Here is a 22,132-nt window from a genome sequence, read left to right as displayed (position 1 = left end):
CAATCCTGGCTTATTTGGCGTTACGCTGTTGCATCAGTGCGATAAAGTGATCAAACAATTCACTGGCTTCATGCGGACCCGGGCTCGCTTCAGGGTGTCCCTGGAAACTGAATGCCGGTTTGTCCGTGCGATGAATGCCTTGCAGCGAGCCATCAAACAGTGACTTGTGCGTCGCACGCAACGTAGCAGGCAACGTCGCTTCATCAACAGCGAAACCGTGGTTCTGCGCCGTGATTAATACTTTTTTACTGTCGAGGTTTTGCACCGGGTGATTACCACCGTGATGGCCAAACTTCATTTTCAGCGTTTTGGCACCGCTGGCCAATGCCAGTAACTGGTGGCCCAGACAGATACCAAACACCGGAATGTCGGTTTCAAGGAAAGTCTTAATCGCCTCAATTGCATAAGTACAAGGCGCAGGGTCGCCAGGACCGTTCGACAGGAAGATACCGTCAGGATTTAATGCCAGGACTTCAGCAGCAGGCGTTTGCGCCGGCACTATCGTCAGGCGACAGCCACGGTCAACCAACATACGTAAAATATTGCGTTTCACACCGAAATCGTAGGCAACGACGTGAAAGACTGACTCTGGTGCTTTTTTATGACCAAGCCCCAGTTCCCAGCTACCTTCGCTAAAGCTATATGGCGCTTTGACTGTGACTTCTTTGGCCAGATCCATGCCGGACAACCCCGGGAAACTGCGGGCTAGTTCCAGCGCTTTGGCTTCGTCGATATCACCTGCCATCAGGCAACCATTCTGGGCGCCTTTTTCACGCAGAATGCGGGTCAGTTTACGCGTGTCAATGTCGGCGATACCGAGGACGTTGTGATCTTTGAGGTATTGACTAAGGGAACGTTGATTACGGAAATTAGAAGCAAGCAGAGGAAGGTCGCGAATGATCAGGCCCTTGGCCCAGACTCTGCCGGATTCTTCGTCTTCATCATTGGTGCCGGTATTACCAATGTGGGGATAGGTCAAAGTGACCATTTGTTCTGCATACGAAGGGTCGGTCAGGATCTCCTGATACCCGGTCATCGAAGTATTAAACACTACTTCACCAACCGACACACCTTCAGCGCCAATGGCTGTACCACGAAATACGGTGCCGTCTTCCAGTACGAGCAGGGCGGACTTAGTCAAGATAACCTCCAAACAGCAAAAAACGGGCGTAAAATGCTGCTGTTTTACCACCCGTTTTGACCCAGAAATTGTGTACTCAGTTCTGCCTAGGCAAACCTGCTTATTCTAGGTCATTTGCGCTCTTTGGTCTAATTATATTTTGGTATTTTGCGAAAATAACGACTTAACTGACAAAATGCGTTAAAAACGGCAAAAATCTATGTTAAGTCTGCCAAACCCAGCACTTGCTGCATAGAATAAAGTCCGACCTGTTGATTTTTCAACCACAAGGCTGCACGCAATGCACCCTGGGCAAAAGTGTTGCGGTTGGATGCTTTATGACTGATTTCGAGGCGTTCGCCGAGGTCAGCAAAGAGTGCAGTATGGTCGCCAATGATGTCACCACCACGCACTGTGGCAAAACCAATAGTCTGCTGATCGCGCTCGCCGGTAATGCCTTCGCGGCCATAAACAGCACATTGGCTTAAATCACGGCCAATGGCTTTGGCAATGCTGTTGCCAATGGCTAACGCCGTGCCACTGGGCGCATCTTTTTTAAAACGATGGTGTGCTTCAATGATTTCGATGTCGGCAGTCTGTCCCATCACCCGTGCCGCGGTTTGTACCAGATGCAATAGCAAATTGACGCCAACACTCATATTTGGCGCCCAGACGATGGGAATGATCCGGCTGGCAGCCTGCACTTCAGCATATTGCGTATCGGTGAGCCCAGTGACGCCAATCACCATAGCTTTTTTTGCCGCCACCGCCAGCTGCAGATGTGCCAGCATGGCTTCCGGCATCGTGAAGTCGACCCATATATCGGCTTTCTCGACTTCGGCCAGGCTGGTTTCGGTTAATGGCAGCTGTAACTTGCCGCAACCAGCCAGTTCGCCGGCATCGGTACCAGCAAGATCAGAGCCTGCGCGCACCGTCGCTGCGGTCAGCGGCAGCTGTTGCTCTTTTGCCACTGTCACCAAAGCACGGCCCATCCGGCCATTTGCACCAAAGATGCCAATTGAAGTCATCGGTAAGTTCCTGTTTTGCCAAAATGGCAGTCCAGACCGCCATATTTAAAAAAGTGGCCTATTAAAGCAAAAAATTGCCGGTAGCTCTAATCAAATTTGCAGCATCACCGGCGCTGAGGATGATGAGACAGCGCTTTTCTCGGGGTAAACCCAGTGGAGTGGCCGGACAAAGGTCTCGCATCATCACTGACCTGCAGTGCATCGCCGAAATTTGCTTTGAGCACCAAGTCGCTGCATTTTCGATATACCGTAGCGCCGTAAATAAAAAAACGCACCCCGGAGGGTGCGCAAGTCAGACAACAACACTCACTCTGTCGGTGGGTGCGGCTGTTTAGTTGTAAGGAGCAACCAGAAACAGCAAATTATTTTAGTAATGGCTGCAATTGGTCCTGCTGCGCCAGCAAATCCAGATAGAGACGCAGCTGGTTTTCTGCCCGCTGCAGGTTGTGATTCGGTCTGTGCACAGCGAAATAGCAGTCGCCATTTAAATGGTCAGTCAAAAAACGGATGCCAATCATCAAACACATGACTTTGGCACCCAGCCACAAACTTTGTCGCTCGGCCGCAGTGATGATGCCTGCGAGCCCCTGCAAATAGCCTTGCGCCAGCGCGGTAAAAATCTCCGGACGGATCCGCACAGCAGCTGGATTTAATGAATCTTCCGGTTCTGGAGAACAGCAAGTACGTACCATATCGCCAAAATCAAACAACCAATACCCCGGCATACAGGTGTCCAGGTCAATGGCTGCAATGCCACGGCCCTCTGCATCTGAATACAGCATGTTATTGATTTTGGTGTCATTGTGACAAACCCGGCGCGGCAAATCTGCACAGAGCTGCTCCAGCTCGGTCACCAGCGCACGCTGAGACTGGCAATAATTCACCAGTTCCTGACAATCAACCAGTCGGCCCGCTTTGTTAGCAGCAATAGCGTCATCGAGCTGACAAAACCGGAAACCAAGATTATGAAAATCAGCGATCACGGTGTGCAGCTCATCGGCCGGGAAATCTGCCAGCGCGGCGGCAAACTGACCAAAGGTCAGTGCAGCGGCGAACGCCTGAGCCGGCGTCTCAACCACTTCAATACTGCGCCCGCCGTCTATAAAAGCTAAAGCGCGTAAATCTGCCTGCTCGCCACTTAGATAATGACCATCCTGTCTCGCTTGCTGCCGCAAGATTTGCAGCGGATACAAACCCTGTTGCTGTTTCACTGTTAAGTGTTGCTCGATACGCAGCGCGTTGTCGACCAGTTGCTGCGGTGCTGGAAAAATCTGCGTATTGATTTGCTGTAAAATTAGCTTTTGTATCGAATTTTCAATCAGATAAGTCCGATTAATATGGCCATTACCAAACAGCCGCACTGTGGCTTCGGGCGTAAACTGATAAGCGGCCAGCACATCAGCCGGCAATAAAGGCATAGCCGCAACGGCGGCGGATTCAACGGACATAACAACTACCTGATTGAGCGGCATCTTCTGCCAAAACATCTATTGTGCTGGATTGCATTTTATTGTCAAAAAAACTGCCAAGAGCCGCCAGATCGGCCGGATAAGTAATGCCGTGCCAGGCTTCATCCGACACATAGACATCAAGCGGCTGGCCTTGCCGAAGCGCCTGGTCCACCGCATACGGCAGATAGGACTCTGTTTTCTCGCCCGGCCCTGCCAAAAAGAACAGCTGCAGTTGCTGCGTAAGTCGCGTTAACAGTGCCGGTGTAAATCCCCAAATATTCATCGACACCAACTGCTGCGCTGACAAACCGCTGCGCAGCCCATCGCTATTCATCCCCGTGAGGCGCCCTTGTGCATCTGCTTTAATCTCGGTCCACTCTTCCACTTGAAATAAACGACCGTCCCTGACGTCACAGCAACCACGATTGACGCCGCCGTGCTCTGACAATGTCAGCGCCAGCGGATAAGCTACCATCGCCCAGTCAGCTGTGGTTTGCGCAAAATGCCGCACCAGCAACCGCATCGCTGCGGCACCGTAATAATCGTCAGCATTGATCACAATAAATGGCTGATTCAGCACCCGATGCGCAGACCAGACCGCATGTGCGGTGCCCCAGGGTTTGCTACGGCTGGCCACATCAGCGCTGACACCTGACGGCAGATCATCCAGCTGCTGTACCACCAAATCAACCTGTAAATCGGCCGGAAAGGTGGGCAATACCTGCTCTGCAAATGCGGCCTGTAGATTATGCCGGATCACCAGCACTAAATGGCGCACACCCGCCTGATAGGCATCCATCACACTGAAATACAATAAAGGCCGGCCAGTCTGACCAACAGTCGCCAGTTGCTTGTCGCCGCCAAACCGACTGCCCATGCCACCAGCGAGGATTAATAACGAGACTTGCGCAGTCATTCCTTGTCTCCGGTATTTCTTCAACAGCAGCGCCGGCAATGCCGGCGCCTATTAACAATTAAACAACACTTTACCACAACATGGTGGTTTTACGTTGTCAGACCTGCCTCACAAGGCTCGCTGCAGGATCTGCTGCACAACATCCGGTGTGATGTCGCCGTGCTCGCCAAGCCGATCTGCTTTTAATTCGGCCAACTTCGCCACGACCGCCGCTTTGGCTTCGGCTGTGATACCGTAATCCGCCAACCGCGTCGGCACGCCCATTTGCTCGAAGAACGCCCGGGTATGGCTGATCGCTTCGTCAATCAACCGCTCTTCGTCGTTATGCTCTAAACCAAATACCCTGCGGCCATACTGCAGCAACTTGTCACGTTTTTGTTCACGCTGTTGTTGCATCACCGCCGGTAATACAATGGCCAGCGTCTGAGCATGATCAAGGCCATACAATGCAGTCAACTGGTGCCCAATCATATGAGTCGACCAGTCCTGCGGCACACCCACGCCAATCAAACCATTCAGCGCCATCGTCGCGCTCCACATCAGATTTGAGCGGATATTGTAATCCTGTGGTGCCTGGACCGCTTTTGGCCCAAATTCGAGTAACGTCAGCAGCAGACCTTCAGCAAACCGATCTTGCACTGCGGCCCCTACCGGATAGGTCAGGTACTGTTCCATCACATGGATATAGGCATCAACAACACCATTCGCCAGCTGTTTTGCCGGCAGTGAATAGGTCACCGTTGGGTCCAGTACAGCAAACTGTGGATAAACCAGCGGACTGCCAAAGGATAATTTTTGCTGCGTCGCCTGTTTCGTGATCACGGCGAACCCGTTACTTTCCGACCCTGTCGCCGGCAAAGTCAGTACACAACCCATTGCCACTGCGTCTTTCAGTTTTGCTTGTTTGCTCAGAATGTCCCAGCCTTCGCCGTCATATCGTGCGGCCGCCGCGATATATTTGGTGCCATCGACCACGCTGCCGCCACCGACCGCCAGCAGAAAGTCAATTTGCTGTGCATGGACCATTTCCACTGCCTTGCTCAGCGTTTCATAACTTGGATTTGGTTCAATGCCACCAAACTCAAACAACACCACGTCCGTCAGCGCAGATTTGACCTGATCATACACACCATTGTGTTTGATCGAGCCACCGCCATAAGTCATTAACACCCGGGCACCCGAGGGGATCAACTGGCGCAGCGCTTTGATTTGGCCTTCGCCAAACACAATGCGGGTCGGATTCTGGAAGGTAAAATTCAGCATAACGGGCTCCGGGTGAAGGGTGAAAACACAGGAAACTGCAGTTCAGTCAGACAGATATGGTCGCAAAATGGTGTATTTCAAGGCAAAACATTCGGCATTTGCCGCAAATTGCGGTAAAACATCGATATAAGCAAGTCCGATTTCATATTGACAGGACATCTGGACGTCCTTATATTCCGCCAGATTATTAAAATAACAAAAAACACTAATTTAACTAAGAATGCACGTCGCTAAATAGACGGCTGCATTTATACCGAGGTTCACTATGTCCGGATCTGCTGTCGGCGCCAAACGGTCGTTATTGCCGTTGTTGCTGTTTGTAGTGTTATTTTTAGGCACTGGCCTGTACCTGCAAAGTCAGGGCGTAGCCTATGCGTTTTATCAACTGCCGGGACCAGTGGCGATCCTGCCGGCGTTAGTGCTGGCAGTATGGTTACACCGGGCGCCGCTGACCGAATCCATTGACCTGCTGGTCAAAGGTGCCGGCAACAGCAATATCATCACCATGTGTATTATCTACTTGCTAGCAGGCGCTTTTGCCACTGTGGCGCAGGCCACCGGCGGTGTCGATGCGGTGGTCAACGCAGGTCTGAGTCTGGTACCACCCAGTCTGATCTTACCGGGCCTGTTTATCATTTCGGCTGTAGTCGCGACCGCGATGGGTACGTCGATGGGCACCATTGGCGCCTTGGCGCCTATCGCAGTGGGCCTGTCACAGCAAGCCCAGATTGAACCGGCATTGATGGCCGGTGCATTGCTAAGCGGCGCCATGTTTGGCGACAATCTGTCGATTATCTCTGATACCACCATTGCGGCAACCCGTACTCAGGGTGCGGAGATGAAAGACAAATTCCGCGAAAACCTGAAGATTGCTGCGCCAGCGGCGGTGCTGACCGTGTTGTTATTTGCCGGCTTGGCCACTACAGATCAGGTGATTGAAGCCAAAGCGTTCAGCTGGACCGGTGTGCTGCCGTATGCTGCCATTTTGGTGCTGGCGATCGCCGGGATGAACGTGTTTGCCGTGCTGCTCCTTGGTATTGTATTGGCCGCGCTGCAAGGAGTGCTATTTGCCGACTACGCGGTGGCAAACCTCGGCAAAGATATATTTAAAGGCTTTGGCAGCATGCAGGAAATTTTCCTGCTGTCGATGTTTGTTGGTGCCTTAGGCGAATTTGTTAAGGCACAGGGCGGTTTGGCCTGGATCGCTGGTTTGATTGACGGACTGGCGAAAAGGCTGACACTTGCCGGCAATAAGGCGCAGCAGCTAGCCATTGCGGCACTGGTTTTTATCAGTAACCTCTGCATCGCCAATAACACAGTGGCGATAGTTCTGGCCGCAGATGTCAGCCGTGATTTGGCTGAGCATCACGACATCAGCCCAAGACGCAGTGCCAGCTTGCTGGATATCTTCTCTTGTATCAGTCAGGGACTGGTACCTTATGGTGCTCAGGCGCTGTTACTGGGCGCCAGCTTTAGCTTGTCGCCGTGGGATGTGGTGACTCAGAGTTACTATTGCCTGATTTTGTTAGTCGTTGCACTTGGCGTGATCTTGCTGCGGCCGGCGCGCGGCCGCTGATACTGTGCGAAATGGCATAAAAAAATCCCGCAACAGCGGGATTTTTTATGGGCCAAACAGCGCTATTTATTGCAGGCTGGCAGGCCGCCAGTGGCTTTACGTTGCTGATATTCAGCATCAGCCTTTGGCATATTCTTTTGCAGCGCTTTAATCCGGTTTTCCGGTACCGGGTGGCTGGATAAAATCTGCGGCGTGCCGCCACTGCCTTGTTTTGCCATGTTTTGCCACAGCTTGACTGATTCTTCCGGTTTAAACCCAGCTTTGGCCATCAGATCGAGGCCTATCAAATCGGCTTCCGATTCATGCACCCGACTAAATGGCAGGATCACGCCAACTTGCGCCCCCAAGCCAAATGCAGTCGACAGTTCGGTTTTAAAGCGGGTATCCATCGCACTTAACGCCACATCAGCAACGCCCAGTGTGGTCTGCACCGCCTGATTACTGGACAGGCGTTCATTCGAGTGACCTGACATCACGTGCGCAATTTCGTGGCCAATGACCGCTGCCAGTTGATGCTGATTTTCGGCAACCAGCAGCAAGCCGGTATACACGCCGATTTTGCCACCCGGCAGTGCAAAGGCGTTGACCTGATCGCTGTCAAATACCACGATTTCCCAAGGGTTTTGCTGGTATTTCGCCGGCGTGACTCTGAGCACTTGCTTCGCCACGCACTGCACATACTGATTGGTTTTTTTGTCTTTGCTGACCGGCGTTTTTGCTTTCAGATCTTCAAATGTCTGAATGCCCATTTTGTTGACCTGGGTTTGATCAAATAACATCAGTTGTGGCCGGCCGGTTGGCGATTCAGCACAGGAGCTCAGCCCCAGCATGATTAAAGCAGCCATACCCAGCGTGAATGGTTTTTTCATCAGAAATCCTGTTCGTAAAAAAACTAAAATATTCTCTGGCCTTACAAACAACACCGCCAGCAATGCTGGCGGTATTTAAGAGCCTGAAGCTTAACCGGTTAAATCATCAAAAAACTTCTTCACACCATCGAAGAAGCCTTTCGATTTGGGTCTATGGGTCGCTTCACCGTCCCCGCCCCAGCTTTCATCGAGCTGACGCAGCAGGTCTTTTTGCTTTTCTGACAAATTGACCGGCGTTTCCACTACTACCTTACAGACCAAATCACCGACACCGCCGCCACGCACCGACTGCACGCCTTTGCCACGTAAGCGGAACATCTTCTCGGTCTGGGTCTCGGATGGGATCTTCAGTTTGACGCGTCCATCTAAGGTCGGTACATCAATTTCGCCACCAAGGGCAGCAATAGAGAAACTGATCGGCACTTCGCAGGCCAGATTGTTACCGTCCCGGACAAAGATCGGGTGGTCTTTGACGTGCACCTGCACATACAAATCACCCGCTGGTGCGCCATGCATGCCCGCTTCACCTTCACCGGTTAAACGGATGCGATCGCCGGTATCTACACCTGCCGGGATCTTCACTTTCAGCAGTTTGCTCTTTTCGATACGGCCATCACCATGACATTTCGGGCACGGTTCCGGAATAATTTTGCCACGACCGTTACAGGTCGGACAGGTTTGCTGCACGGCAAAAAAGCCCTGCCGCATCGTGACCTGACCATGGCCCTGACAAGTGCCGCAAGTCTTGGCTGAAGTGCCTTTTTTCGCGCCTGAACCATCACAAGTATCACAAGCCACCAGAGTCGGCACTTTGATTTCCAGCTCTTTGCCTTTGACCGCTTCTTCCAGACTCAGCTCCAGGTTGTAGCGTAAATCCGAACCGCGTTGTGCACGCTGTCCACCGCCACCACCCCGCCGACCGCCGCCGAAGATGTCGCCAAACACGTCACCAAAAATATCGCCAAAGTCACCGTTACCGCCACCAAAACCACCGGCGCCGCGGTTTGGATCAACACCGGCATGACCGTATTGATCATAAGCCGCGCGTTTCTGGTCGTCATTCAGGATCTCATAGGCTTCCTGAACTTCTTTAAATTTCTCTTCCATAGCTTTATCACCCTGCGTGCGATCAGGGTGATATTTCATCGCCAGGCGCTTATAAGCCTTTTTGATTTCTTTTTCATCGGCGCCTTTGCTGACGCCTAACACTTCGTAATAATCACGCTTTGACATAATGCTGCTTCAACTATTCAGGGTCAGCGGATAAACAAGCGACCGCCGGGGCGGTCGCTTTTACTATAAAAATCCGGAAAACCGCAGCTTAAAGCTTCAGCCTTCCTAAGACAACGCTTACTTGTTGTCTTTCACTTCTTCAAACTCAGCGTCCACCACATCGTCGTTGGCGTTTTTGGCATTAGCTGCCTCAGCGCCCGGGTTGTGTTGTTGCGCAGCTGCCTGCAGTTTTTGCGCGGCTTGCACCAGCGCCTGAGTTTTGGCTTCAATTTCAGCTTTGTCGCTGCCTTTGATCACGCTTTCCAGCGCACTGATCGCAGCTTCAATTTCTTGTTTGTCGTTGGTCGCAAGGTTGGCACCTGCTTCTTCGACCTGTTTACGGGTCGCGTGCACCAGTGCATCAGCCTGGTTGCGCGTCTGTACCAACTCTTCAAACTTCTTATCTTCTTCGGCGTTCAGCTCGGCGTCGCGTACCATGCGTTGAATTTCGTCATCGGTCAGACCTGAAGAAGACTTGATCGTAATCTTCTGTTCTTTACCGGTGTCTTTGTCTTTCGCCGATACGTGCAGGATACCGTCAGCATCCAGGTCAAAAGTCACTTCGATTTGTGGCTCGCCACGGCGACCAGCACGAATGCCTTCTAAGTTAAACTGACCCAGCGATTTGTTCGCTGACGCTTGCTTGCGCTCACCCTGCAGAACATGGATGGTCACTGCAGACTGATTGTCTTCTGCCGTTGAGAAAGTTTGTGACTTCTTGGTCGGGATCGTGGTGTTTTTCTCAATCAGCGCTGTCATCACGCTGCCCATGGTCTCGATACCCAGTGACAGTGGTGTCACGTCCAGCAGTAATACGTCAGTCACGTCACCCGACAGTACCGCGCCCTGGATAGCCGCGCCTACCGCCACTGCTTCATCCGGGTTGACGTCTTTACGTGGCTCTTTGCCGAAGAAAGCCGTCACAGCTTCCTGTACTTTTGGCATCCGCGTCTGACCGCCCACCAGAATGATATCGTTGATATCACTGACTGACAGATCAGCATCTTTTAATGCTTGTTTCAGCGGCTCAATAGTACGAGTAATTAAATCGTCCACCAGCGCTTCCAGTTTGGCGCGTGTCACTTTGATGTTCAGGTGTTTTGGACCTGTGGCATCCGCAGTGATGTACGGCAGATTGACTTCTGTCTGAGAGGCTGAAGACAGCTCGATTTTGGCTTTTTCAGCAGATTCTTTCAGACGCTGCATTGCCAGCGGGTCGTTCCGCAGGTCAATGCCTTGTTCTTTCTTGAACTCGTCTACCAGGTAGTTGATCAGACGTGAGTCGAAATCTTCACCACCTAAATGCGTGTCACCGTTGGTCGACAGTACTTCAAAGGTTTGCTCGCCATCAACATCATCGATTTCAATAATCGAGATATCGAAAGTACCGCCACCTAAGTCGTACACCGCAATTTTGGTGTCGCCTTTTTTCTTGTCCATACCGTAAGCCAGCGCCGCAGCAGTTGGCTCGTTGATAATGCGTTTAACTTCCAGACCAGCGATACGGCCGGCGTCTTTGGTCGCCTGACGCTGTGCATCATTGAAGTAAGCTGGAACTGTGATCACCGCTTCAGTCACTGGCTCGCCCAGATAATCTTCAGCAGTTTTCTTCATCTTTTTCAGCACTTCTGCAGAAATTTGCGGTGCTGCTAATTTTTTGCCTTTCACTTCAACCCAAGCGTCACCATTGTCGGCACGGACAATTTGGTACGGCATGATTTTGATGTCACGCTGAACTTCGGCGTCTTCGAAACGACGGCCGATCAGACGTTTGATCGCAAACAAAGTATTTTTCGGGTTCGTGACGGCCTGACGTTTTGCCGGCTGACCGACCAGTACTTCACCATCTTCGGCATAAGCAATAATGGATGGTGTGGTGCGCGTGCCTTCAGCGTTTTCGATCACCCGAGGTTGATCGCCGTCCAGAATAGCCACACAGCTGTTTGTTGTACCTAAGTCAATACCAATAATTCTGCCCATAATTTACTCCGCTCTATAATTTGGAACAATTTCATTGTTGTTGACCATTTAATGGGGTTAACCCCCAATGCATTCAAGGTTATTCCAATAAAATTTTTCACTTTTCTGCGTTTAACGGGATAAAAACACGGCTAAAGCCGGGAACTTCAGTGATTTGTCACGGTCCGCCAGTCTGAGATGACGGAATTTTCGTACCCAAGGTCAGACTGCGCCGCTATAATCGGCCAACTTGCTTTTATGGAGATACTTTCAATGCCATTACTCGACAGCTTTACCGTTGACCACACCATCATGAAGGCCCCTGCCGTGCGCGTGGCGAAAAAAATGACCACCCCAAAAGGCGACGACATCACGGTATTTGACTTGCGTTTTTGCGTGCCAAATCAGGAAATTCTGTCGGAAAGAGGCATTCATACACTGGAACATTTATTTGCCGGTTTTATGCGTGACCACTTAAATGGTCAGGGCGTCGAAATCATCGACATCTCGCCAATGGGCTGTCGCACTGGCTTTTATATGAGCCTGATTGGCACGCCGGACGAAGCACGCGTTGCCAAAGCCTGGCAGGCCGCAATGAACGACGTACTTCAGGTGCAGGACCAGAACAAGATCCCGGAACTGAATGTTTACCAATGTGGCACTTACGAGATGCATTCACTGATCGAGGCCAAACAAATCGCGCAAAACGTGATTGACCGCGGTGTCGGTGTCAACCGCAACGAAGAACTGACACTGGCGCCAGAGTTTTTACAGCACTAAATGCCAGTCTGGTCTTCGAATAAAACGCCACTGCCGTGGCGTTTTTTTATGGCCGCACCAAAGGTGTAAGTGTTCCTTTCTGGACATCGCCGAAAAGCTCCGGGTACCGCGTACCGGTTACCTGTATATAAAAAAACCGGCCCGTTGCTGGGCCGGTTGGCAATAGCTCCCGCCGGACAGGATGCCGGCCGAAGTTACATCGCACTCATCACAGCATCACTGACAGGCTGCACCTTTGGTCCAGACTTCGTTGGTGCCAGGCGTATTGCCCTGTGTCCACCAGCGCGCGGTATAAATAAAGCCCTGATAGCTGACCTTATTCCCACCGACATAGACTTTGGTCGCTTCCCAGACTGGCGTAGTACAACTGCTGCCCGCCTCAAAACTGACTACCAAAGTGCCATTGGCTTTGACCTGATTCAGCGTCAGGCTGTTGCTGACTGGCTGGGCTACGCCATTGAGCAAAATAGATTTCACCTTAAAGCCAGCATTCGGCGTGATAGTAAACAGCTGATTGCTGTTATCGCGCACCTGCACTGCACCGCTTGGTGAAATCACGCCGCCACTACCGCTAACGCTGGCATTGATGGTGTGATAAATCGCGTTAGACGGATCATCAATAGTCACATCACTGAAGCTGCCACCTTTAAGGCCGTAGAAATTTGCTGCGGTTAAATCTTTAACTTTGGTATTCAATAAACGCAGCGTCTTGGTATCGCCCTGACTCTGACTGCCAACCAGACTGACCACAGTCGTCGTGCCGTCTTGCGTCAGCTTCAGCGTGCTGAAGGTATAAGGGAAAGCACTGAGATTCAGCGTCGTATCTGCCGCTTTAAAATAGTCGACCGTTTTGGTCTGGCCCCAGCTCCAACTGGTATTGGTCAGCAATACGGTAAAACCTAAACGGTTGTAGCTGCCAGTCACGTCAACAAACATCTCTGGGCTGACCTGACTGCGATTGACGCCTTTGAGTTCAATCCAGGAATAAATACCACCGTCTGCGGCCTGAGTGCCGACAAACAGACTGCCATTGTCCTGGAATGCCTTGAGATGTTTAAAGTCGATACCGGCGGTGCCGCGGATCTGGTCGGCTTGCGGATTAAAGTTGTTCACGACAGATTTGCCACTCCAGGCCAAAGGATAAATCTGCCCGGCCTGGATCACGGCCCCAACATTCGCCTGCACTTGCGCGACTGTAACATTTTCCAGTACCAGCGTCTGACCGGCAAAACTCAGTTCAGCACCTTGTACACCTTGGGTCACAATCAGATTCCCCAGCGGATTGGCCACCGACCAGCCGCGCAGCACCACGCGGTCATCACCGACGGTAAAGCTTTTCACTAAAGTCCGGCCATTGGCACTTTGATTCAGTTGAATGAGGTCTTTGCCACCACCAGTCTGCACCACGTCATTGCCCCAGCCAGCCGCCAGCACTTCGTTGTACGGGCTGCCGCTGATTTGGTCATTGGCCGGCGTATCAAAAATGGTATCAAAACCACCAAACTTATGAATATAAGTGGTGATACAAGTGCCCAGCTCGTCACAGCTTTGCTGGTTTTTGATCAGTAAATCAGCAGTGCCCCAGGCGCCACGCAAATGTGCAGCCGCCAGCAGACCCGACATCGTCGCCTGAATGGTGATGTTATTGCCGGCTTCATCTTTACCCGGCCAACTTTTCGCTAAAGCTTGCGCCCAGGTCATATTGGCTTTGGTCAGCAGTTCCGTCATCACGCCATAGTTAAACCGCATCACGTCGCGGATCACCACTTCTTGCTTATCAGGTACTTTTAAGTCGGCAAAGCTGCTCACGCCGTTTTTACCGACAAAACTACCCTGCCAGCGGTTGGTATCAGTCGCCAGGATAAAGTTACCGCCAGAACCAGGAATTTCAGACCGCGCCTGTTTTACGCCATTGGCCCAAGTGCTGTCTGGCATAAAAATGTAGAAGCTATCGAGAGTCTCATTGCCGGTGGTGACTTGTTTTGGGCTGTAATAACCGGCAGATATCAGCACAGCTTCACCGAGCTGGTAACCAATAAAGCCCCAGGCATTTAGCGAGTTGTATTGCATGGTGCGGAACATCGCCGCTTCATTAGCCGGAAATTCGCTGTAGAAAGAGGCGACGCCCAGTTTCTGGAAAAATTCACGGATAGTGGTGGCTTCAGAAATCATCGAGCCTGTGACCGGGTCACGGATGATCTGTCCCGGCGCTGTCACTTTGGCATAGTTGTATACCGGCTGGTCCAGATTCTGCCGGTAAAACGCTGCTTTGGCTGGGTCAATACCCGATTCAAAAGCGCGCATCGTATCGAGAAATTGCTGGAAACTACCCTGCGCGGCCAGCGCCTGCGAACTTAAACCCAAACAACAGAGGGCGAACAACCGGTTTAACGGCCGCTTTTTAAATGAAATAGGCATCGAAAACTCCTGCGTTTAATAAGAAGGTTGGCGAAAGCCATCGCGTAATACCCTGAGCCCGGGCCCGGCTCAGGACGCAAAGCTGTGAAGGGATACCGGCAGCACAAAACTTCCGGTATCAGCCCGTCAACTATCCTTGTCAGAAGTCGTAACCAAACCGCACGCCGTACATCCGTGGCGGGTTGTAAGTAGAACGGATAAAACCGTCGCGGAACTGGAAGTAGTTGGCATTGCGCACCACTTCATCGGTCAGATTGCTGCCGTAGGCTTCCAGCCACCAGTTACCCTGCGCCGGCAATAACCGCACGCTGGCGTCTACTTTCCAGTAGGCGTCCTGAGCATCCGATAAATGCGCGCCGTCGTAGTTATTCAGCGAGGTGTACATTTTGCTTTGCCAGTGCGCGGTGACCTGTGGTTCAAGCGCATAACCCTGCGTCAGTTCCAGCGTATGTTTCAGTGTCAGACTGGTGGACCAATCCGGTGAATACGGCAGGCTATTGCCGCTGATGTCGACTTTGCCGGCACAAGGCTTCTGGCCATATTCCAAGCGCTCGCTGCAGTAATAGGCATCTTCAAACGGGATGTCTTCGACCCGGGCATTCAACCAAGCGACATAACCGGTCAGGCGACCGCCGACCCAAGGAATGTAATCCAGCTCCAGTTCCAAACCTTTGAGCGAGGCTTCGCCAATATTGGTGGTGACGTTGTGAGTCTTTTCACTGCCATCCGGCCGGGTGCCGACCTTCTGATTGTTGGTAACCTGCATGTCGGTGTAGTCGCTGTAGAACAGTGCCGCCGACAGGTTCATCTTGCCGTCCAGCAAACTGCCTTTGTAACCGGCCTCGTAGTTCAGCACTTCTTCCGGCCCATATGGCAGGTTGGAGTACTGGCCACAGTCACAGATGTCGAAGTCTTCAAAGAAACCACCGGCTTTAAACCCGGTCGCAGCAAAGGCGTATAACAAGTCGTTGTTATCAAGGCGATAATCGGTGCCCAGTTTCCACGTGCCTTTTTTCCAGTCTTCACTGGCGTAAGTGCGCCGGCCGGCGGTTAGCACCTGGCCAAGTGGCGGGTATGTGCCCATTTCTTTGGTCAGACTGTCGCCCTGAATACTGCCGTTTTTCTTAGGGTCATATTTGCCGTTGTAGTATTTGTCGCTGAACACCAGCTCATAACCGACGCCGCCGTTATCGATTTTCTCGTCACGGGTCTGGCGATAACCAAAAGTCACCTGCTGTTTGTCGGTCAGCTGATAATCAAACTGGCCAAAAACGGCATCTGCGTTGGCACGCCGATCGTCCTGCGGATAAGAAAATGCTGCCGGGTGATAGCCAAGCGCGGAATGGCGCAGGCCGTGCACCAGCTCGACATCAAATTTGATTTTGTTTTTCTCGCGCATCGAGAACACACCGGTGACAAACTTCAGATCGTTGCTGGAATAGGTGAACTGCAGTTCGTGGATAGTCGACTTAAACTGCGCATCAGTGCGGGCATAACGGTCAAACAACAACGGATGACTGAAGCTGTCGAGCTTGGCACGACTTGGTGCAGCGGCAAAACCGGCGTCTTCGTCGAACAACTGATAACGTTCCTGATCGGCCACGCTGAAACGGTAGTCGGCGCTCCACAGATCATTGATTAACCAGTTCAAATGCGAACGGGTGGTATCGATGGTCATGTCCATATCGCCAGGCACGTTAATGTTGGCGTAGAACTGTTGCTGCGTACATTGATCGACGGTGCCTTTGGCCTGCTTACAGTCTTTTAAAAACAACTCACCGGCACTTTTATCAGCAAAGTGTTCCAGCGTCAGATCCCAGGTCAGTTTGTCGGTTGGTACCCAACGTGCCAAAGCCCGCACCGCCTGTTTGTCGGCATTGCTGTAATAGTCTTCTTTGCCAACTCGGCGGTTTTCGCGCTGGTCGGTGTCCGGCCGGCCATCGGCCACCATAGGTTTACCGGTAAACGGATCTTTGATGTCCGGTCTGTTGATATCCCGTACGTCATAATCCTGTTGGATGTACCCGTCACGGCGGTCCGCCATCAATGCAAAACGCAGCGCAAAGCGATCATTCACCGCGATGTTGGTCAGGCCGCGCAGTTGTTTATGCGCATAATTGCCGTAACCAAGCACCACACTGCTGTAAGAATCTGCGGTGTCCGCTTTATTCGGGATCACGTTAATCGAGCCGCCGGTAGAGTTGCGGCCAAATAAGGTACCTTGCGGACCGCGCAATACTTCAACCTGTGACACGTCATACAACAGCGCCAACGCGCCTTGTGGCCGTGGTGAATAAATACCATCGATATGCACGCCGACTGCAGGGTCGCCAATTTCAGTATTGTTGCCGGAGCGCACTCCGCGAATCGATGCCTGAATACCGGAATCGGTGCCGGAGACGACAAACTGAGTATTTGGAATGCTGGTGGTCAGTTCACGTAATTCTTTGATGCCGCCGCGGGTCAGCTGATCCTGGCTAATTGCCGTGATCGCGCCCGGCGTTTCCATCAGATAGGTTTTGCGTTTACTGGCGGTGACCGAGATCCGCTCAATTTTGCCATCTTCTACTTTTACATTTTCGTTACTTTGCGCTGCAACGGTACTGCTGAACAACGCAGCGGCCACGCAACAGCCCAGGTAAGTCATTTTGCCGTTCATCTGTAGTTCCCCGTGTATTATTTTTGATTTTGGACAGTTACAGCGCTAGCAATATCAACAAGTTACTACGCAGCCCGAATGCTTCCCGACATCAGAACTGCAACATTATTGCCTTACCTTTGCTGCTCAAATTTTAGTCTATTTGCTTTACTAATTATTTGTCAATTGTTTTGACTATTTATTTCATTAAAATAAATTGCGTTTTATTTACAAGTTTGTCACTGGTTCTAACTGTGGGTCTGCCTTTGCTTCAACAGACTGGCCCAATAACATAGCGGTGGCTGCCAACGCACTGCAACGCCGGCTGGAATAGCTGCACAGATAAGTTTGCAGCTGTGGATAAGCGCTCAGTTCAGTGTCAGATCGCAGCGCCAGCAGCAGCACTTGCCCACCCCAGGCTTGCAGACATTGCTGTACTCGCTCGCGCTGACGCGGCAGATTGAGCCGGCTACCCGGTAACGGATAGTCTTCACTCAGCAGCAGTAATGGCAGTTCCGGACGCAGACCACGTTCCAGCCAACCGGCCAGCACTGGCCAGCTCAGCACTTCGACTTGAGCACCTGCCTGTAGTAACGCTTCCTGCACCACGCTGCTGGCGGGTACCGCGTCGTTCGGACCAATTCCGCGGCTATTGCAGATCTGCGCATATTCGGCCGGATCGGCCATGCAGGCCAGATAAAATGGCTGCTGCAGCGGCAGCATCCCAGCCTGATCACGCAGCACCAGACAGGCGCGGCGGGCCGCTTCTGCTGCAACCACCGCACCATCCGGCAATGGCCGGATTTTGGGCTCCGCCAGCTGATAACGCAGCAACAGCACCCGCTGCAATGCGGCATCAATCACGCTAGGCGCCAGCTCGCCACTTCGTACTGCCGCAATCACGCCCTCGATGGTCTGACGTTGCAGCGCCTGATAGTCCGTGACGGCGTTTTCATAGTGTTCTTCGCTTAACATAATCATGTCAGCACCAGCGCGCAGCGCCTGTACCGCGGCCTCCACCGGGCCATAATGGCGGCGCATCGCGCCCATGTTCATGCTGTCGGTCAGGATCACGCCATCAAACCCCAGTTGCTGCCGTAGCAGCTGGGTCAAAATCAACGGTGATAAGGTGGCGGGAAACTCAGCGTCCAGCTGTGGATAACAGATATGGCTGGTCATCAGTAACGGCACACCAGCCTCAATCGCCGCCACAAAAGGCTGCAAATGCGTATCGAGCAATTCGGTCAGCGCCAAATCCACCACCGGCAGGCCATTGTGGCTGTCAGTGGCCGTATCGCCATGCCCCGGGAAATGTTTTGCACAAGCCAGCATGCCGGTTTGCAAAATTGCCGTCACCGCTGCACTGCTATGGCGTGATACCAACGCCGGCTCGGCGCCAAACGAACGCTGGCCGATGATGGGATTATCCGGGTTGCTGTTCACATCAACACAAGGCGCCAGCACGGTGTTGTAACCAAGTGCCTGCATCTGTAGCGCCATACTTTGGTATTGTCGCGCGGTCAGCTTGATATCATCAACCACGCCAAGCGCCAGATTACCGGGGCCGGTGTCGGTATATTTTGTCAGCACACTCCAGGCGCCCTCCTGATCAACGCCCAAAATCAGCGGCGCATCGACACTGCGCAGCGCCGCCAGCTTTTGCAGCTCCAGATTAAGCGCTGCCGCCTGCTGTGGGTCGGCGGCATTGTCGTCGGTCAGATAAAACCCACCGATCTGATACTGCTCGACCAACTGGCGGGCATAAGCCAAATCTGGCCCGGCAAACGCCAGCATAAACAGCTGACCGACTTTATGTTCAAGAGGCAAACTGTCAATCAGCTGCCGGATCCGATGCTTCATGCTTACTCCTCAAGCGGCCTTAGCCGCGCCGGTAATGAGTGCAACTAAGTGCTCTTTGGTCACGTCACCGAGCGCAACATCAGCCACCGAACAGCCCTGATACAACACCACGGCCCGGTCGCAGGTTTCCAGCACATGCTGCATGTTGTGGCTGATTAACAGCACCGCCACGCCCTGCGAGCTAATCAACCGGATCAACTCGTTCACTTGTGCACTTTGCTCAACCCCCAGTGCGGCGGTTGGCTCATCCATGATCACCAGATCAGCGCCCCAGTTGACAGCGCGGGCGATGGCTATTGCCTGACGCTGACCACCGGACAGGCTTTGCACCCGCGCGCTAAAATCCGGCATTCGGCTATTCAACCGGTGCAACGATTTTCGTGCCTGCCGCGCCATCGCCGCTTTGTCCAGCCAGCCGATAGCCCGCAGCAACGGGTTTTTGCTTAAAATCTCCCGGTTTAAATACAGGTTGGCAGCGATATCAAACTCCGGCACCATCGCCAGATCCTGAAACACCGTTTCAATGCCAAGGGCGCGCGCCTGCTGTGGATTATCCAGTTGTACCGGCTGACCGTTAAACAGCATGTCGCCACGATCTGGCTGATGAATACCGGCCAGACAACGTACCAGTGTGGTTTTGCCGGCACCATTGTCGCCAAGCAGCGCCACCACTTCGCCTTTTTGAATCGAAAAGCTGACGTCTTTTAACGCCTGGACCGCGCCAAAAGATTTACCGAGATGCCGGATCTCTAAGGCGACCTGCCCCAATGCATTCCTAACCATGTTTCACCTCCCGCACGCCAATGGCCACCGCCACAATCAGGATCACGCCACGCGCCACCATTTGTTCGTTGGTGGAAAAGCCAGACAGGATCAGGCCGTTATTGATCATCCCCATCAACCAGGAGCCGAGCACGGCGCCTAGAATACAAACCCGGCCGCCAAACAGACTGGTGCCACCAATCGCTACCGCTGCGATCACCGTCAGTAAATCAGCCTCACCCAGCGTATAACGCGCCCCCTGCAGCCGGCCCGCGTACAACAACCCGGCGAGCGCCGCACCTGTGGCAGAAATCATCAGCGCCTGCACCCGCAGCCGTTGCAGTGCAATGCCCATAGCGCGGGCTGCCTGCGGCTGCCCACCCACCGCCAGTAAATGCCGGCCAAAACGCAGTTTGTTCAGCAACAAATAGCCCAGCAATGCCATCGCCACGGTCCACAACAATAAGGTCGGAATACCCAACAACTCGCCGCCGCCAAACCAGAAAATAAAGCCATCATGCAACACCGGCACCGATTCCATGCCAGTCAGCTGCCGCGCTACGCCGGCCAGCACACTCATGGTACCGAGCGTGATCAGCAAGCTCGACACCTGCAATTTTTCGGTCAGCAGGCCGTTGATAAAACCAACCGCTGCGCCAAGCCCCAGTGCCGCAGCAGTCGCCACCAAGACACCATATTGTGGCAATAGTAAAGCAGCGACCAATGCGCTGACCGCCACCACGGCGCCGATCGACAAATCGATGTGCCCTACCGCCAGGGCAAAGCACAACGCCACCGCCATTACGGTTACCGGTGTGGTTTGACGGACAATATTGAGTAAATTGTCGAGGCTTAAAAATGCAGTGTCGTGTAGCAGCACAGCAAAAAAACTCAGTACAATCAGAAAGATGTAATAGATGTATGCGTCGCGGCGCAGTAGCAGCTGCTTCAGCATCGTCGCCTGGGTCTGAGTGGTCATCGGCTATTCTCCGTTGCGATGAAAGGTTGTATTACCGCTGGCAGCGGGCTGTGAAAGGCCCGTAACCAGCCTTCACTGATGTTGTGACGATGCACGGTGTCAAATGGCACCAGCGTCAGGGCCGGTGTTGGCTGTTGCAGCTCGGCCAATAACGCCACTTTGGCCATGGTCTGGCCAATCAGGTAAGGTTGGTCAGCGATCGTTGCCAGCATGTTGCCGCCTCGTGCCAAATCCAACAGATTGTTGACCCCTAAGTCATGCGTGACCACACGGATATCCTTGCGACCGGCCGCTCGCAGTGCTTCCAATACGCCTTCGGCGGCGCTGTCCCATGACACATAAATCAGCTCGAGTTCCGGATGTTGCAGCAGCAATGCTGCCGCCACGTCACTGGTTTCCTGCTCGCGAACAAACCCTTTCCGGGCGACCAGCTGTAACTGTGGATGGGCTTTTAGTGCGTCGGTGAAAGCACGGTCACGCGTATTGGTAATGAAATAGTCGGCATCATGAAAAATCATCCCGACCTTAACCGGCTTGTTGCTGTATTCCGCCAGCACGGATGCTGCGCGACGGCCCATGCCCAGCATGTCATCCGTCACAATGCCTGTGTAGTCAGCCGGATGCTGGAAACCGGCAATAGGATTACTGAGCAGCACCAGTTTTGCGCCTTGCTTCACCGCCCGTTGCAGGCTGTTTTTGACGCTGGATGGATCAATCGCCAACGTCAGAATAAAATCAGGGCGCATCGTCGTGACATTTTCAATGTCTGCCACTTGTCGGGCCGGATCAAAATTGGCATCCGTCACTGCGACTACGTCGACGCCGGCGGCCGCAAATTCTGTGCGGGCACCAGCAGTAACCGCATTGATCCAGGCGCTGGAGCCGTGCCAGACCAGTGCAGCCCGTCGCTTCGTCGTTTTAAGTTGTTGCTGCTGAGCCGGCGTCAGGATCACCTGCTCGGCGCGGGCCGCCGTGGTTAAATCCAGCGCAGGCGTCGCTGCACTGACCGGCGTGCTGAGGACTGGCAACAGGCACAACAGTGCTACTTGTCGCCACTGCAGTTTTTTTGGTTTCACTTGACACCTTTTATTCACAACTTTGATAGATTGGTTATATTCCAACCAGCACTTATAAGTCAATCATTTTTACTAATAACTTTAAGCTGACAAATTGTTTGCGTTTGACAACGCTTCAGGTCAAGAATGACGGTCGATCTCCTGGCACGTAGTTCGTGCACAAAC

General features: G+C 52.7%; 16 protein-coding genes. 2 read left to right on the top strand and 14 right to left on the bottom strand.

Features of this window, described 5'->3' with window-relative positions:
* Positions 1-10 precede the first annotated feature (10 nt).
* From carA to ACFFJP_RS05245, 5 genes are all read right to left on the bottom strand, one after another.
* Complete coding sequence (carA, locus tag ACFFJP_RS05265; RefSeq protein WP_377241178.1) at positions 11-1,141, bottom strand: glutamine-hydrolyzing carbamoyl-phosphate synthase small subunit; 1,131 nt, start codon at positions 1,139-1,141, stop codon at positions 11-13.
* A gap of 197 nt (positions 1,142-1,338) precedes the next feature.
* Entirely contained in the window at positions 1,339-2,148 is an 810-nt protein-coding gene (dapB, locus tag ACFFJP_RS05260; RefSeq protein ID WP_377241176.1) for a 4-hydroxy-tetrahydrodipicolinate reductase, read from the bottom strand.
* Positions 2,149-2,510: 362 nt separating this feature from the next.
* Positions 2,511-3,596, bottom strand: coding sequence for a phosphotransferase enzyme family protein (locus ACFFJP_RS05255; protein WP_377241174.1), 1,086 nt, complete (start codon positions 3,594-3,596; stop codon positions 2,511-2,513).
* A complete protein-coding gene (locus ACFFJP_RS05250; protein ID WP_377241172.1) occupies positions 3,586-4,515 on the bottom strand; it encodes a nucleotidyltransferase family protein in 930 nt (309 codons plus the stop codon). Before ACFFJP_RS05250 ends, ACFFJP_RS05255 begins: the two co-directional genes overlap by 11 nt.
* A 108-nt stretch (positions 4,516-4,623) precedes the next feature.
* Positions 4,624-5,778, bottom strand: a complete 1,155-nt coding sequence (locus ACFFJP_RS05245) for an iron-containing alcohol dehydrogenase (RefSeq protein ID WP_377241170.1) — start codon at positions 5,776-5,778, stop codon at positions 4,624-4,626.
* 265 nt (positions 5,779-6,043) lie between these two features.
* On the opposite strand from ACFFJP_RS05245, the gene ACFFJP_RS05240 reads away from it, so the two are divergent.
* Positions 6,044-7,354, top strand: coding sequence for a Na+/H+ antiporter NhaC family protein (locus ACFFJP_RS05240; protein ID WP_377241168.1), 1,311 nt, complete (start codon positions 6,044-6,046; stop codon positions 7,352-7,354).
* A gap of 62 nt (positions 7,355-7,416) precedes the next feature.
* On the opposite strand, the gene ACFFJP_RS05235 is transcribed toward ACFFJP_RS05240, so the two are convergent.
* From ACFFJP_RS05235 to dnaK, 3 genes are all read right to left on the bottom strand, one after another.
* Positions 7,417-8,223 (bottom strand): M48 family metallopeptidase, encoded by an 807-nt coding sequence (locus tag ACFFJP_RS05235; RefSeq protein WP_377241166.1) that lies wholly within the window; start codon positions 8,221-8,223, stop codon positions 7,417-7,419.
* A 90-nt stretch (positions 8,224-8,313) separates the two neighbouring features.
* Positions 8,314-9,456 carry a molecular chaperone DnaJ gene (gene dnaJ, locus ACFFJP_RS05230; protein ID WP_377241164.1) on the bottom strand — a complete coding sequence of 381 codons (1,143 nt, stop codon included), beginning with the start codon at positions 9,454-9,456 and terminating at the stop codon, positions 8,314-8,316.
* A 117-nt stretch (positions 9,457-9,573) separates the two neighbouring features.
* Positions 9,574-11,475 carry a molecular chaperone DnaK gene (gene dnaK / locus ACFFJP_RS05225; RefSeq protein WP_377241162.1) on the bottom strand — a complete coding sequence of 634 codons (1,902 nt, stop codon included), beginning with the start codon at positions 11,473-11,475 and terminating at the stop codon, positions 9,574-9,576.
* Between the two features lie 252 nt (positions 11,476-11,727).
* Here dnaK and luxS point away from each other — a divergent pair, with 252 nt between their 5' ends.
* Entirely contained in the window at positions 11,728-12,234 is a 507-nt protein-coding gene (luxS, locus tag ACFFJP_RS05220) for an S-ribosylhomocysteine lyase (RefSeq protein WP_377241160.1), read from the top strand.
* Between the two features lie 216 nt (positions 12,235-12,450).
* On the opposite strand, the gene ACFFJP_RS05215 is transcribed toward luxS, so the two are convergent.
* From ACFFJP_RS05215 to ACFFJP_RS05190, 6 genes are all read right to left on the bottom strand, one after another.
* Positions 12,451-14,652, bottom strand: a complete 2,202-nt coding sequence (locus ACFFJP_RS05215) for a carbohydrate-binding protein (protein ID WP_377241158.1) — start codon at positions 14,650-14,652, stop codon at positions 12,451-12,453.
* 139 nt (positions 14,653-14,791) lie between these two features.
* A complete protein-coding gene (locus ACFFJP_RS05210) occupies positions 14,792-17,311 on the bottom strand; it encodes a TonB-dependent receptor (RefSeq protein ID WP_377241156.1) in 2,520 nt (839 codons plus the stop codon).
* A gap of 207 nt (positions 17,312-17,518) precedes the next feature.
* The gene (locus ACFFJP_RS05205) at positions 17,519-19,150 is read right to left on the bottom strand and encodes a glycoside hydrolase family 3 protein (RefSeq protein ID WP_377241154.1); all 1,632 of its coding nucleotides are present in this window, start codon (positions 19,148-19,150) and stop codon (positions 17,519-17,521) included.
* Positions 19,151-19,159: 9 nt separating this feature from the next.
* Positions 19,160-19,933, bottom strand: a complete 774-nt coding sequence (locus tag ACFFJP_RS05200; RefSeq protein ID WP_377241152.1) for an ATP-binding cassette domain-containing protein — start codon at positions 19,931-19,933, stop codon at positions 19,160-19,162.
* Positions 19,926-20,891: an ABC transporter permease gene (locus tag ACFFJP_RS05195; RefSeq protein WP_377241150.1), complete on the bottom strand. Its 966-nt coding sequence runs from the start codon at positions 20,889-20,891 to the stop codon at positions 19,926-19,928. Before ACFFJP_RS05195 ends, ACFFJP_RS05200 begins: the two co-directional genes overlap by 8 nt.
* Positions 20,888-21,967, bottom strand: a complete 1,080-nt coding sequence (locus ACFFJP_RS05190; RefSeq protein WP_377241148.1) for a substrate-binding domain-containing protein — start codon at positions 21,965-21,967, stop codon at positions 20,888-20,890. The genes ACFFJP_RS05195 and ACFFJP_RS05190 overlap by 4 nt, the downstream gene beginning before the upstream one ends.
* Positions 21,968-22,132 lie beyond the last annotated feature (165 nt).

The organism is Rheinheimera tilapiae (assembly GCF_042432165.1).
GTDB classification, from domain to species: domain Bacteria; phylum Pseudomonadota; class Gammaproteobacteria; order Enterobacterales; family Alteromonadaceae; genus Pararheinheimera; species Pararheinheimera tilapiae.
Note: the sequence above shows the minus strand (reverse complement) of the source record. Positions and strands in the feature narration are given on the sequence as shown.

Coding starts and splice junctions, on each gene's coding strand:
- ACFFJP_RS05215 (WP_377241158.1), bottom strand. CDS start 14,652: ATGCCTATTTCATTTAAAAAGCGGCCGTTAAACCGGTTGTTCGCCCTC.
- dapB (WP_377241176.1), bottom strand. CDS start 2,148: ATGACTTCAATTGGCATCTTTGGTGCAAATGGCCGGATGGGCCGTGCT.
- ACFFJP_RS05235 (WP_377241166.1), bottom strand. CDS start 8,223: ATGAAAAAACCATTCACGCTGGGTATGGCTGCTTTAATCATGCTGGGG.
- ACFFJP_RS05245 (WP_377241170.1), bottom strand. CDS start 5,778: ATGCTGAATTTTACCTTCCAGAATCCGACCCGCATTGTGTTTGGCGAA.
- dnaJ (WP_377241164.1), bottom strand. CDS start 9,456: ATGTCAAAGCGTGATTATTACGAAGTGTTAGGCGTCAGCAAAGGCGCC.
- ACFFJP_RS05195 (WP_377241150.1), bottom strand. CDS start 20,891: ATGACCACTCAGACCCAGGCGACGATGCTGAAGCAGCTGCTACTGCGC.
- ACFFJP_RS05255 (WP_377241174.1), bottom strand. CDS start 3,596: ATGTCCGTTGAATCCGCCGCCGTTGCGGCTATGCCTTTATTGCCGGCT.
- luxS (WP_377241160.1), top strand. CDS start 11,728: ATGCCATTACTCGACAGCTTTACCGTTGACCACACCATCATGAAGGCC.
- dnaK (WP_377241162.1), bottom strand. CDS start 11,475: ATGGGCAGAATTATTGGTATTGACTTAGGTACAACAAACAGCTGTGTG.
- ACFFJP_RS05205 (WP_377241154.1), bottom strand. CDS start 19,150: ATGAAGCATCGGATCCGGCAGCTGATTGACAGTTTGCCTCTTGAACAT.
- ACFFJP_RS05200 (WP_377241152.1), bottom strand. CDS start 19,933: ATGGTTAGGAATGCATTGGGGCAGGTCGCCTTAGAGATCCGGCATCTC.
- ACFFJP_RS05240 (WP_377241168.1), top strand. CDS start 6,044: ATGTCCGGATCTGCTGTCGGCGCCAAACGGTCGTTATTGCCGTTGTTG.
- ACFFJP_RS05210 (WP_377241156.1), bottom strand. CDS start 17,311: ATGAACGGCAAAATGACTTACCTGGGCTGTTGCGTGGCCGCTGCGTTG.
- ACFFJP_RS05250 (WP_377241172.1), bottom strand. CDS start 4,515: ATGACTGCGCAAGTCTCGTTATTAATCCTCGCTGGTGGCATGGGCAGT.